Genomic DNA, 12,349 nt, shown 5'->3' with positions numbered 1-12,349 from the left:
CCATCATGTTCCGTCCCGACCGCCGTTCCTTCCTTGCCCTGTCCCTGGCCGGTGCCGCCGCCACCGGCGGCGGTCTCGCGCCGCTGTGGCCATCGCGCGCGGCGGCCGGGTCCCCGGTCACCATCAGCGGCATGCCGTCCGCCCCCTCGGTGACTCTCGCCCATGCCGTCGAGAGCGGCGCCTTGAACGGGCTGGTCGACGCCGTCGACTTCACCATCTGGAAGACCCCGGACCAGATGCGGGCCGGCGCCATCTCCGGCGCCATGGACATCTTCGCCACGCCCAGCTACGCCTGCGCGAACCTGCACAACCGGGGCGTGCCGGTACGCATGCTGAACATCATGACCTGGGGCCTGCTGTATGTGGTCACCACCGACGACACGATCGACAGCCCCGAGGACCTCGCCGGCCGCAGCCTCGTCCTGGCGTTCAAGGACGACGCCCCGGACCTGATCTTCCGCCTGGTGGCCAGCAATGCCGGGCTGGACCCGCGCGGCGACATCGACGTGACCTATGCCGGCACGCCGATGGAGGTGGTGCAGTTGCTCCTGGCCGGGAAGACGGACATCGCCGTGGTGCCCGAGCCGGCCGCCACGGCGGCGATCCTGCGCGGCCGGCGGGCCGGCCGGACCGTGCGCCGCGCGGTGGACCTGACGGCGGAGCTCGGCCGCCAGACCGGGCGCCCGGCCCGCATCGCCCAGGCCGGACTGGGAGTCCAGGAAGACCTGGTGCAGCACCGTCCCGAGGTCGTGCAGGCGTTCCATGACGCCTGCGTGCGGGGTGGCCAGTGGGCCAACAACAACCCGGCCAGCGCGGGACGTCTCGGCCAGGATTATCTGGGCGTCAAGGCGCCGATCATCGAAAAATCGATTCCGCACTTCCGGGTGGACGTCACGCCGTCGCGCGAGGCCCGCGCCGACATCGAGTTCTACCTGAACAGCCTGATGCGCCTGAACCCGGACATCGTCGCCGGCCGCCTGCCCGGCGACGGCTACTACTGGCCGGCATGACGATGGCGACAACAGCCTGGATCGGGCGTGTGACGGCGGCGTTCCTGTGGCGCGGCTGGGCGGTGCTGGTCTCGCTGTGCCTGCTGGCCGCTCTCTGGCAGGTCGGACACGAGGTATACGGCGGTTTGGTGCTGCCCTCGCCCATGGACACGCTGCGGGCGCTGGGCGCCCTGGTGGCCGAGGGCGTGGCCCTGCCGGCGGCGCTGGAAACGGCGCGCGACGCGTTGATGGGGTTCGGTCTGGCCGCCGTGGCGGGCGTGCTGATCGGCGCGGCCGCCGGCCTGTCGGTGACCGTCGGACGCCTGCTGGAACCGCTGGTCCGCTTCTTCCTGGGCGTGCCGGCGATCGCCTGGGTGGTGCTGGCGCTGATCTGGTTCGCCGGTAGTGGCCTCGCCGCCGTGTTCACGGTGGTCGTCACGACGCTGCCCGTGGTGATCATCGGCGCGATGCAGGGCGCCCGCACGCTGGACGGCGAGGTGCTCGACATGGCGCGCGCCTTCCGGGCGCCGCTGGGCGTGCGCATCGTCGATATCTACGTCCCGCATATCCTGTCCTATGTCTTTCCGGCGCTGGCGACGGCCATGGGGCTGTCGTGGAAACTGGCGGTGATGGCCGAGGTCCTGGGGGGCACGGCCGGCATCGGCGAGGGGCTGTCGCTGGCCCGGGTCAACATCGACACCGCCGACGCCATGGCCTGGATCCTGCTGGCGCTGATCATGCTTCTGAGCCTGGAGGGGCTGGTCATGGACCCCCTGCGCCGTCGCCTGGAGCCCTGGCGCGCCACACGGGGTCAGGCCGCGCGGGAGCGGCGGTCATGACCCTGACGCCGACACCCGACGCGGCGGCCTCCGTGCTCGCGTGGCACGACGTGTCCGTCAGCATCGGCCGGACGGCCATCCTCGATCGCCTCACCCTGGCCGTCCCGGCCGGTGGCCTGCTGACCCTGGTCGGTCCGTCGGGCTGCGGCAAGACCACGCTTCTGAGCATCGCCGCCGGGTTGTTGAAGCCGGGGGCCGGGCGTGTCGAGACACGGGCCAGGCGCATCGCCCTCATGTTCCAGGACAGCCGCTTGCTGCCCTGGCGGCGGGCGCGGGACAACGCCGCCTTCGGCCTGCGCTGCCAGGGCATGCCGCGCCGGCAACGGCTGGACGCCGCGCAACGCCTGCTGGAGAGCCTGGGCCTCGCGCCGGAGGACGGCGACAAGTTCCCCCATCAGCTGTCCGGGGGCATGCGCCAGCGGGTGGCCCTGGCCCGCGCCCTGGCCATCGAGCCCGACCTGTTGTTGCTGGACGAGCCGTTCAACGCGCTCGACAGCGTGTTGCGGCGCGACCTCCAGGACCTGGTGCGCCAGACGGTGACCGCCCGGGGCGTGGCCGCCGTGTTCGTCACCCATGACCTGACGGAAGCCATCCGTGTCTGCGACCGCCTGGTGGTGATGGCGGGGCCGCCCGGCCGGGTCGCCTTCAGCACCGGGTTCGCCCAGCCCGCCGACGCCCGCGACGACGCCGCCGTGCTGGCCGGCCTGCAGGCGCTCTGGCGGGAACCGGCCGTGGCGGAGGCCCTGGGGGCCACCCCCGGCCGGCGGAGGGTGACGGCATGACCGGCGTGACCGGACCGCACCCCGTCACGACGGCGAAGTCCGCGCGGCCGTGCTGGTCACAGCCCTTCCGGATCTTCTTTCCGTCGGCCGCGCTGGTCGGCGCGGGGCTCATCGTGCCATGGCTGGTGGCCTATCTGGCCGGCTGGGACGGACCGATCCCGGGCGGCGCGATCGTCTGGCACATCCACGAAATGGTGTTCGGCCTGGGCATGGCCGCCGTGGGCGGCTTCCTGCTCACCGCCCTGCCCGCCTGGTCCGGCGCGCCGATGGTGCGCGGTCGCGGGCTGGCCGGCCTGTGGGCGGCGTGGGCCGTCGCCCGGGGGGCCGCGCTTCTGACCGGTGTCCTGCCGCCGACCCTGGCGGCGGCTCTTCTGGTGGTGCCGACGCTGGCCTTCGGAACCCTGATCGCCGTGGCGGTCCTGCGCCACGCCCAGGGTCGCCATGCCGTCTTCGCGGTCGCCGCGCTGGGCATGATGGGCACGCACGGGCTGTTCGTGGTGCTGTGGCTTGACCTGCCGCCGGCCGGCCTGATCGGGATCATGATCGAGGGCCGGGTCGGCCATCCGCTGCGCTGGCTGGGGGACCTGGGCGTCCTGCTGCTGGTGTGGATCCACGCCTGCGTCATCTCCCGCGTGGCGCCGGTCCTGGGACCCGAGGCCCTGCGCCTGAGCGGGCGCCCCCCGATGCCGCCACCGGACCCGTCACGCAACCGTCTGGTCGCCCTGACCCTGGGCGCGACCGTCCTGGCCTACGCGGTCGCGCCACTCTCCCCGGTCACGGCCTGGATGGCCTGGGCGGCGGCGGCGGCGCAGATGGACCGCCTGGGCGCGATATGGATCGGCCGCGCCGCCCGGCACAGCTTCTTTCACGGCTTCGTGCTGTCCACCCTGTTCCTGGTGACCGCCCTGGCGCTGTTCGGCGCCGCCCGCCTGCTTCACCTGCCATGGCTGGACGCCGCCTGGCATGCCGCCGGCGCCGGCACCCTGGCGGTGGGATGCCTGACGGTGTTCGGCGTCGCCTCCCGCCGGCACATGGGCGGGACCCTGCCCTTGAGCCGCCCGGCCACCGCCGCCATCTGGCTCGCCGCCGCCGGCGCCGGCCTGCGTGTCGCCGCGCCTTTTACCTGGGCTCTTGGCTGGGCACCGGGGCTGCTGTGGGGGTCCACCCTGCTGTGGAGCGGCGCCTTCCTCGTCTTCCTGATCGGGCACGCCCGGCTGTTGCTGGGGCGGACACCGGTCTCCCATCCCCCAACCAGAGGACCCTCCGCATGATCCCCCTGACCGTCACCGATGCCATGGGTGCCAAGACCCTGACCTGCGCGCAGGCCCAGGACTACCACGCCGCCCGTCACGGCCCCGGCGTCGCCCTGGCCTGGCGGTTCTTCGAACTGGCGTACCAGGCGCTCGACCTGCGGGCGCCCGCGCGGGAGGCCATGGCCGTCGACCTGAGCGTGACGCCCCCCGGCCTGACCGACGCGGTCGAGTTTCTCACGCGCGCCGTCAGCCGCCGCCGGATCCGCGTGATGCCACGCCAGCCGACCGGCGCGACCGGCTGCGGCGACATCGTGCTCGGCCTGACGGTGGGCACAGCCCGCGTGCGGGCCACGGTGCGTCCGGATGTCGTGCCGGCCGGGTTTCCCGAGGCCCAGACACGGGACGAAGCCGGCTTCGTCCCCGAGGACGACCAGGCCGACCTGTGGGCCCGGCGCGCCGCCTTGACCGACGCGGTGAGCGCGTCCGCCCTGGACGACCTGTTCGAGGTGGACGTGGGTCCGGGCGCGCCGGCCCCCTCCGCCACACCGACCGGTCCCACCCCGGTCCTGCGCGATCCGACCCCGGTGATCGTGCGCGATCTGGCTGGCGAGCACGCCATGACCATGGACCATGCCCTCGCCTTCCATGACGGCGACCACTTTGGCGGCGTGGTGCTGGCGCACAAGCTGCTCAGGCTGGCCGCCGGGGACCGCCCCCTCGACCGCAACGGCCTGGTGATCCTGACCGGCCTCACCCCGCCCGGGCTTCTCGACACGCTGGAGGTCGGGGTCCGCGCCCTGACCCGCCAGCGCCTCGCCCGGCTGCCGAGCCCGCCGGACGCGCCTCCGTCGCCGTTCGGCGTGTTCGCCTTCCGCATCCTGACCGGCGACCGCGCCGAGACGTGGCGGCTCAAGGACGGCCTGCTGCCCGACGACTTCGCGGACATGGGCCGCCTGAGTCTGGCCGGCCTCGCCACGCCCGCGCAGGACGCCCGCTGGGCCGGTTACAAGCGCGACGTGGCCACGGCGATCGTCGATCTCGCGCCCACCGATCTGCTGGAGCGCGTGGACCCATGACCGCCGGGACCGCCGGCATCGCCACCCCCCAACACTCACCAGGACAGAGCACCATGATGGCCTTCTCTCCGCCAGGACTCCGCCGGCGCCTCACGACGCTGGCGGCCCTCACGCTGGCGCTGGTCACCGCCGTGACCGCCACGACCGCCGCGGCCAAGCCCGGGACTCCGCCGCCGGAGCGCCAGGACGTGATCATGATCGGCGACCGGCTGGTCAACGTCGCCTATCACCTCGGCGTGGTGCCGCGCGCCATGTCCATTCGCGGGGATGCATGGTCCTTCGGCCGCACGCTCGCCAAGACCTCGACCATGATCCTCGGGTGTCCGCAGTACATCGTGGCGCGGGATCCGGAGATCGTGCCCCGGACCCTGCGGGAGACCGGCATCCGCCGCGTGCTGATCGAACACACGCCGGGGTTCGACCGGCTGAAGCCCGTCCGCGACCCGATGAAGGCGGTGTCGATGCTGAGGGAGTCGGGGGTGCTCGACGACCTGGACGTGTCGGTGGAGGTGGTCGCCTTCGGGGACGGACTGGATGCCGCCATCCGCCGGGTCGGCGCCCTTCTGGACCGGACCGAGCAGGCCGAAGCCCTGATCTCGCGGCGCGCGGCGGCGCTGGAGGCCGCCCTGGCCCGCCTGCCCACCGCCGAGCCGGGAACCACGGTGGTGATCCTCAATGGCGTGCACCAGGACGCCAACGGCAAGGGATTCGTTCGGGTGGAGGTGCCCGGCGGCTATTCCGATGCCTTCCTGCTGGAGCCCATGGGCCTGACCAACGCCGGTGGTGCGTTTGTTGAGGCCGGCGCCACCGTGCGGCACGGCTTCGCAACGGTGGGGTCGCTGGCGCCGTTGACGGCGATCCGGCCCGACGTGCTGGTGCTGACCGGCGATGCCGACGCCGTGCAGCGCAAGCTGCTCGCGGCCCGGCGGCAGGACCCGGCCCTCGCCGAGATCCCCGCCATCGCCTCGGGGCACGTGTTCGCCCTGCCGGCCTATGTCGATTCCAGCGTCATCGAGTACCCCACCGTATTGCGGCGCTGGGCCTCGACCCTGGGTCCCGCGCTTCATCCCGCGCACCGCGCGAAGTAACAGCGGCCACGCGGGAGTCATCCGCCCCGGGGCGCCTTCCAGGCGCCCCCTCCAACGTCCCGGGGCGCCTTACAGGCGCCCCCCAACAAAAAAAACGGATACCGTGCAACGGTGCCTGGGCCGCACCGGTCATGGTCCGTGACCACTGGGACGGGACCCGGCCTGCGTCACCGTCAGCCAGTGCGCCACGCGCAAGAACGCCTCCACGGGCAACTGCTCGGCGCGAAGCATCGGATCGATCCCGCAGGCGTCACAGATCACCGCCGGATCGCCCAGCGTCTTCAGCGGCGCCCGCACCATCTTGCGGCGCTGGCCGAACAGGGTGGCGGTCACCCGCTCCACCGTCGCGAACGGCACGTCCATCAACGGCGCCTCGCGCGGGGTCAGCCGCACCACGGCCGAAGTCACCTTGGGTGGCGGCGTGAAGGCGCGTGGATTGACGTCGAACACGGGATTGACCGCGCACAACCACTGGGTCAGCACCGAGAGGCGACTGAATCCCCGCCCCCCCGGCCGCGCCCACAGGCGGTCCGCGACCTCTTTCTGGAACATCAGCACCAGGGTGTCGAAGGCGCGGATATCACGCAGCCAGCCGATCAGCAGGGGCGTGGACACATTGTACGGCAGGTTGGCCACCACCCGGCGCGGGGACGTGCCGAGGGCGGCCATGTCCTGGTCGAGCGCATCGCCCTCGATCACCGTCAGGCGCCCCGGGAAAGCCGCGCCCACCTCCGCCAGCGCGGCGCGGCAGCGGGCGTCCTTCTCGATGGCGATCACCCGGGCGCCCTGCTCCAGCAACGCCCGGGTCAGGCCGCCGGGGCCGGGACCGACCTCGATCACCGTGCCCTCGGACAGGTCGCCGGCGGCGCGGGCGATGCGCCGGGTCAGGTTCAGGTCGAGCAGGAAGTGCTGCCCCAGCGCCTTGCGCGCGTCCAGTCCATGGCGGGCGATCACCTCGCGCAAGGGGGGCAGGTCCACGGCCGCGTCGTTCACGGGCGATCCTCCCAGGGGAGCGCGCGGACCGCCGCCATGTCTGCCGCCAGCCGCAGCGCGGCCACCAGACTGGTCGGATCGGCGCGTCCCGTGCCGGCGATGTCGAAGGCCGTGCCGTGGTCGGGCGAGGTGCGCACGAAGGGCAGGCCCAGGGTAACGTTGACGCCTCCGGCGAAGTCGATGGTCTTCAGCGGGATCAGCGCCTGATCGTGATACATGCACAGCACGGCGTCATAGGTGGCCCGGGCCTCGGCGTGGAACAGCGTGTCGGCCGGGCGGGGATCGAAGACGGCCAGGCCCGCGGCCCGCAGCCGCTCGACGGCCGGGACGATGACGCGCGCCTCCTCGTCGCCCATGCGACCGTTCTCGCCGGCATGCGGGTTGAGCCCGGCCACCGCCAGGCGCGGCGTGGACAGGCCGAAATCACGGACCAGCGCCCGCGCCGTCACCCGGCCGGCGGCGACGATGGCCTCGGTGGTCAGCACCCGGGGCACCTGGGCCAGCGCCACATGGATGGTCACCGGCACCACCCGCAGGCCCGGGCAGGCGAGCATCATGGCCACCGTCGCCGGCCCCTGCCCGGCCAGATGGGCCAGGTATTCGGTGTGGCCGGGGAAGGCAAAGCCGGCGGCCTGCATCACGTCCTTGTTGAGGGGATTGGTGACCACGCCCGCCACCCGGCCCTGACGGATCAGGGCCACGGCATCGTCGATCGCCGCGCGCACCGCCGGCCCGTGGACCGGGTCCGGACGGCCCGCATGGGCGGGCGCCGCCAGCGGCCGGTGCAGGACCGGCAGCCCCTGGCCAAAGGCCGCCGGAGCCTCGTCCGGCCGCGTCACGCGCAGGATGGGCACCGGCCAGCCCAGTGTCGCGGCCAGCGCCGCCAGGCGCCGGGCGTCGTCCAGCACCACGAACGGCGGCACCGGCCCGAGCCCCCCCCGGTCCCGCCACACCCGCAAGGCCAGGTCACCGCCGATGCCCGCCGGATCCCCCATGGTCAGGGCCAGGGGCGGCGCCGACGCCGGGCGTGCCGGTGAGGGGCGTGCCGGTGACGGCGACGGTGAAGAGGGGGGAGTCATGGCAAGCCAACCGTCCGTTCAGGGGCGCGCGGGGACCGGACCGAGGGTCGGACAGGATCCCGCGAGACCTCCCGGTTAGATGCGCAGGTCGATGACGGCCTGCTGACGCAAGGTGCGGAGGTAGCGGTTGGAGACCAGTTCCAGGCGCTGCTGATACAGGCGATCCCGAATGGCCTCGCGGCTGGGCATGCCGCCCGGCACCGACCGGTCGCAGAGCATGAGGATCAGCTTGCCCCCCCGCACATCGACGGGGTCGGAGACCTCGCCCACCTCCATGCCCATCAGAACGCCCCGCACGGGCTGATCGACCGACGCCACCGCCAGGGTCCCCACCGGCCCGGAGTTCGGCAGGTCGCGCGACGTGGCAATGGCGTTGAACGCCTCGCAGGAGTCCACGCCCGCCGCCACCTCGGCCGCGATGGCCGCCTGGTCGGACGCCGACATCGCATTCGGACCACCGGAGGGCATCACGATCTGGCTGATCGTCAGGCGGGCCTTGTCCGGCTGCGGTTGGGCGGTGCGGCGCCGCTCGGCCAGGTACAGGATATGATAGCCGCTGACCGTGCGCACGGGATCCGAAAGCGTCTTGGGCTGCATGCCCAGCAGGGCCTGTTCCAGGGCCGGGTCCAGTTCCCCCGCGCGCACCCACCCCAGGCTGCCCCCGTTGGCCGCTGTCGGGCTGCGGGAGAACTGGCGGGCGACGGCGGCGAAGGAGGCTCCGCGCCTCAGTTCGGCCAGCAGCTGTTCGGCGTTGGCCCGCACCCGCGCCTCGTCGGCCGGATTGTCCACCGGCAGGAAAATTTCGCGGGCCAGGTGCTCGGGCTTGCCCTGGGCGGCCTCAAGTTGGCCGAGGACGATGTCCACCTGATCATCGGAAATGTCCACCTGATTGCGGAACCGTGCCCGCACGGCCTTGATCCAGGCCACCTCGGCCTCGATCTGACGCAAGGCCGACTCCCTGTCCAGGCCGGTGACCTGAATGAAGTCCTCGAAGCCACCGGGCGGAATGCCGTTCTGCGCTTCCACCTGGCCGATGGCGGTGCGCATGTCGTCCTCGGTGACCTCCTGGCCCAGGCGCTCGGCGGCCTGAATCTTTAGGGTCTCGTCGATCAGCGATCGCAGCACTTGATCCCGGATCTGCGCCTTCACCTCGGGTGTGTCGGGGATGCCGGACGAGGCGATCAGAATGCGTGTCCGGGCCTCGATGTCGTAGACGGAGATCACCTCGTCATTCACCACTGCGGCAATCCGCATGACCATGCCGCCGGAGACGTCCCCCGCCTGCTGCGCCCGGGCCGGGTGCGGGGTCAGGGATGCCGTCGCCACGACCGACAGCGCGACCAGGAAAACGGCGGCGAAGCGGACCTTCGGTCGGCGCCGGGGATGATGAGCTGTCACGGAGTCCCTCCACGTCCAGGGTTGGCGCCACGTCGGGCGGGCGGTCGGGCGCAAAACGCCCGGCGCGACGCGGCGGCCATCAGGGGGCATCTAGAAGCTGATCTCGCCCAGGGTCTTCAGGGTCAGACGCAACAGCACGCTCTGGCCCACCCTCTCGCCACTGACTTCGTTGTAATTTGTGGTGTAATTCAGGCCCAGGCCCAGGCACTCGTCGTCATAGGAAAGGCCGGCCCAGGCGTCCACCACGCGAGACTGGCGCACATCGTACCGGGCGCCGCCCCACGTCGTCCAGAATCGGTCGAAGGTGATGCCGACGCCGCCCACCAGTTCCTCCCGGGCCGTAATGTCGGTGCCACCGTCCTCGGCATAGGCCGGGACCGAAAGGTAGGTCCCGCTGACGTTGAACACCGGCGGCCCGGCGCGGAAGCCCACCACGGTGCTGTTGGGCGACAGGTCGTCGCGGTCCAGGCGGAAGCGGTAGAACAGGTCCAGGTAGGGATGGGGCACGGCGTCGATCTGCCCCACATAGTCGGACAGACCATCGCCGTAGCCGGCATTCTCGGGAAAGAAGGCGCTGGCGTCGAACACCCGGTAGACCTGCCCGAACTGCGCCGACAGCCGCCGCCCCTCGCTCCCCAGCCAGGTCCAGCGCGCGCCGTAATTGACGGTCACGCCATCATCGACGCGATCCCGGCCGGCGTACCGATCGCCCGAGAACAGCGTACCGCCGTGGAGGGTGGCGTCGCGGCTGTCCTCGTTGGGGATATGCCGGGTGTTCAGGTCCGGCGGCGCCAGGCCCAGGCTGACGATCGGCTCCACGATCTGGGTTCCCTCCGCGCCGCTCCGCATCAGGGGATAGCGCATCGTCACGAGGGCGCTGGGATAGATCCGCGCCACCGTGCCGTCGAACCCGGAGGTGGTGTCGCCGTCCACGACGTTGGCGTCCTCCACCCAGTAGAGGTCGGTGTTGAGATCGGTGGCCACCTCGTAGGCCAGCCCCCAGCCCGTGGTTCCCGGCAGGGTCCAGCCCAGCGAGCCCGACAGGCGCTGGCTGCGCGTCCCCTCCTCCCGGAAGATGCTCTGGAAGCCGCCCCACAGGCGGGTCGTGTCCCCCCAGGCACCCGGGTCGCTGACATAGTCGTAGGTCATCAACGGCAGGACGCGAGGATTATCGTCGTCGTCGCGGTTCGCCCGGTTGTCGGTGTAACTGAGGGCTTCCACGGCGGCGTAGCTGCGTCCCTGGAACGCCTCTAACCAGGCGTGATTGGTCAGCCAGGTGGGGTTGCCGAAGTCGTAGCGGTCCCGATAGGTGTCGGAGGAGGCGTACTGGCTGTCGAATCCGGCCCGCCAGATCTCGTTGATGTGCCACTGCCCCCGGGCGTTCAGGTGCCCGGCCAGGCCCTCCTCGCCGTCGTCGGTCAAGCTGCCCTCGACGAACAGCTCGCCGTCGCCGAACCGGCGCCGGTACTCCGGCCGCAGCAACCATCCCTCGTCGCTCATGCCCCGCACGGCGACGGTCGCGTCCTGATGGTCATCGATGATGTAGTAGTAGGGAACCTCGGTCCAGAATCCCAACTGATCGTCAACCCCGAAGGTCGGCGTCAGGAGGCCACTGCGGCGATAGACGGTGGGGTCGGGCTGCGACAGATAGGGCGTATAGGCCACCGGGATCCCGAACACCTCCAGGACGGCGTCGCGGTAGATGATGTCGCGCTCGACCTCGTCGTGGGTCACATGCGCCGCGCGGACTTGCCATAGCGGACGCTGGCGCTCCCGCCCGCCCGAGGCGTTGTTGCCGCTCAGGGTGGGCCAGGGGCTCCCCTCGGCGGTGGGACAGGTGTCGCAGGGGCTGTAGATCCCCTTCCAGAAGTCCTTGCGCGTCCCGCCGGTCCGGGTGGCGTAGACGGCGGTGATGCGGGAGCGATCCTCCAACAGCACCGCCATGTCGCGCACGAAGCCGTCCCGGAAGTCGCTGGACAGCTCCACGTAGTTGGCGAAGTAGGTGGTGCCGTCGGCCTCGACGACGCGCACATTGCCGTTGGCGGTGACGAGGTCGGCGCGTTCGTTGTAGGTGACCGTGTCGGCCATAACCATCCGCCCGCCGTTGGTCAGTTCCACGTTGCCGCGCGCCGAGTAGGTTCCCAGGTCGGCATCGCGGCTCAACTCGTCGGCGCGGATCAGTGTCGGCTCATCGCCGCTCTCGGTCGACGCGGGAACGGGCGCCGCGCCGCCGGCCCCCGGCGTCGCCGTGGAGGCCGGGGCCGGCTCCACCGTGGTCGTGGATGCGGGCGCGGAGACGGTCGTGGGTCGCGCGGCCGGCGCGGACACGGGCGGCAGGGTGGTGGGAACCGGCCGCAGGCGTACGTCGGGCACCGCCACGGGTGCCACCGTCACCACGCCCGGGGACGCGGGCCCCGATCGCGCGGGCGCGGCCGCGCCCGCCGTCGCCATCCCGCCCGGCAGGCGGTCCGGCACGGTTTGCATCCGGAACCCCCGCCCCGCCGCGCCCGACGCTGCCGGCGCGGCGCCCGACAGGCTGCCCAGGATGCCGAGACCGGCGGCGCCGCTGCCGCTCCCCACGTCCGGCCCCATGTCGACGGACATCTCGCGGAAGCCCGCGCCCGGTCCCGCCAGATCCCCCGGATCAAGGGACTGGGCGGCCAACGGCTCGATCGCCACCACCAGGCCGCCCACCGCCAGAACAGCCACGCGGGTCACCGCCATCAGAACACCCATCGCCTGTTTTTTCCCTGTCCCGCCGCGTTCGTCGGGGACCATCTCTCCCACGCGGCCTTGGACGCCGCGATGCCAGGCCCGAAGACCGAACAATCACCCCGCCTTTTTCGACAACA

10 protein-coding genes are annotated in these 12,349 nt (G+C 71.9%); 6 read left to right on the top strand and 4 right to left on the bottom strand.

The genetic code is table 11. The features are described from left to right. Nucleotides 1-5 precede the first annotated feature (5 nt). The 6 genes from GGD89_RS06675 to GGD89_RS06650 are packed head-to-tail and all read left to right on the top strand — an operon-like array spanning nt 6 to nt 6,027. Nucleotides 6-1,010 (top strand): ABC transporter substrate-binding protein, encoded by a 1,005-nt coding sequence (locus tag GGD89_RS06675; RefSeq protein ID WP_184043563.1) that lies wholly within the window; start codon nt 6-8, stop codon nt 1,008-1,010. 29 nt (nt 1,011-1,039) lie between these two features. Then, a complete protein-coding gene (locus GGD89_RS06670; protein WP_343058549.1) occupies nt 1,040-1,828 on the top strand; it encodes an ABC transporter permease in 789 nt (262 codons plus the stop codon). Beyond that, entirely contained in the window at nt 1,825-2,610 is a 786-nt protein-coding gene (locus tag GGD89_RS06665; RefSeq protein WP_184043384.1) for an ABC transporter ATP-binding protein, read from the top strand. Before GGD89_RS06670 ends, GGD89_RS06665 begins: the two co-directional genes overlap by 4 nt. After that, nucleotides 2,607-3,881, top strand: a complete 1,275-nt coding sequence (locus GGD89_RS06660; RefSeq protein WP_184043382.1) for an NnrS family protein — start codon at nt 2,607-2,609, stop codon at nt 3,879-3,881. The genes GGD89_RS06665 and GGD89_RS06660 overlap by 4 nt, the downstream gene beginning before the upstream one ends. Further along, complete coding sequence (locus GGD89_RS06655) at nt 3,878-4,939, top strand: hypothetical protein (RefSeq protein ID WP_184043380.1); 1,062 nt, start codon at nt 3,878-3,880, stop codon at nt 4,937-4,939. Before GGD89_RS06660 ends, GGD89_RS06655 begins: the two co-directional genes overlap by 4 nt. Continuing rightward, nucleotides 4,936-6,027, top strand: coding sequence for an ABC transporter substrate-binding protein (locus GGD89_RS06650; RefSeq protein WP_184043378.1), 1,092 nt, complete (start codon nt 4,936-4,938; stop codon nt 6,025-6,027). Before GGD89_RS06655 ends, GGD89_RS06650 begins: the two co-directional genes overlap by 4 nt. A gap of 129 nt (nt 6,028-6,156) precedes the next feature. Here GGD89_RS06650 and rsmA read toward each other — a convergent pair whose 3' ends face one another. The 4 genes from rsmA to GGD89_RS20360 all read right to left on the bottom strand — a co-directional run bounded on the left by rsmA (nt 6,157) and on the right by GGD89_RS20360 (nt 12,233). Further along, on the bottom strand, nt 6,157-7,020 hold the full coding sequence (gene rsmA, locus GGD89_RS06645) for a 16S rRNA (adenine(1518)-N(6)/adenine(1519)-N(6))-dimethyltransferase RsmA (RefSeq protein ID WP_184043376.1): 864 nt from the start codon (nt 7,018-7,020) through the stop codon (nt 6,157-6,159). Continuing rightward, nucleotides 7,017-8,099, bottom strand: coding sequence for a 4-hydroxythreonine-4-phosphate dehydrogenase PdxA (gene pdxA, locus GGD89_RS06640; protein ID WP_184043374.1), 1,083 nt, complete (start codon nt 8,097-8,099; stop codon nt 7,017-7,019). The genes rsmA and pdxA overlap by 4 nt, the downstream gene beginning before the upstream one ends. Nucleotides 8,100-8,174: 75 nt before the next feature. Then, nucleotides 8,175-9,497: a peptidylprolyl isomerase gene (locus GGD89_RS06635; protein ID WP_184043372.1), complete on the bottom strand. Its 1,323-nt coding sequence runs from the start codon at nt 9,495-9,497 to the stop codon at nt 8,175-8,177. A gap of 90 nt (nt 9,498-9,587) precedes the next feature. After that, a complete protein-coding gene (locus tag GGD89_RS20360) occupies nt 9,588-12,233 on the bottom strand; it encodes an LPS-assembly protein LptD (protein ID WP_184043370.1) in 2,646 nt (881 codons plus the stop codon). Nucleotides 12,234-12,349 lie beyond the last annotated feature (116 nt).

Origin of the sequence: Roseospira visakhapatnamensis, from assembly GCF_014197915.1 — a bacterium.
Classification (GTDB): Bacteria; Pseudomonadota; Alphaproteobacteria; order Rhodospirillales; family Rhodospirillaceae; genus Rhodospira; species Rhodospira visakhapatnamensis.
The sequence above is the reverse complement of the archived record's forward strand: the minus strand, read 5'-3'. Positions and strand labels throughout refer to the sequence as shown.

Coding starts and splice junctions, on each gene's coding strand:
- GGD89_RS06675 (WP_184043563.1), top strand. CDS start 6: ATGTTCCGTCCCGACCGCCGTTCCTTCCTTGCCCTGTCCCTGGCCGGT.
- GGD89_RS06665 (WP_184043384.1), top strand. CDS start 1,825: ATGACCCTGACGCCGACACCCGACGCGGCGGCCTCCGTGCTCGCGTGG.
- GGD89_RS06660 (WP_184043382.1), top strand. CDS start 2,607: ATGACCGGCGTGACCGGACCGCACCCCGTCACGACGGCGAAGTCCGCG.
- GGD89_RS06655 (WP_184043380.1), top strand. CDS start 3,878: ATGATCCCCCTGACCGTCACCGATGCCATGGGTGCCAAGACCCTGACC.
- GGD89_RS06650 (WP_184043378.1), top strand. CDS start 4,936: ATGACCGCCGGGACCGCCGGCATCGCCACCCCCCAACACTCACCAGGA.
- pdxA (WP_184043374.1), bottom strand. CDS start 8,099: ATGACTCCCCCCTCTTCACCGTCGCCGTCACCGGCACGCCCCTCACCG.
- GGD89_RS20360 (WP_184043370.1), bottom strand. CDS start 12,233: ATGGGTGTTCTGATGGCGGTGACCCGCGTGGCTGTTCTGGCGGTGGGC.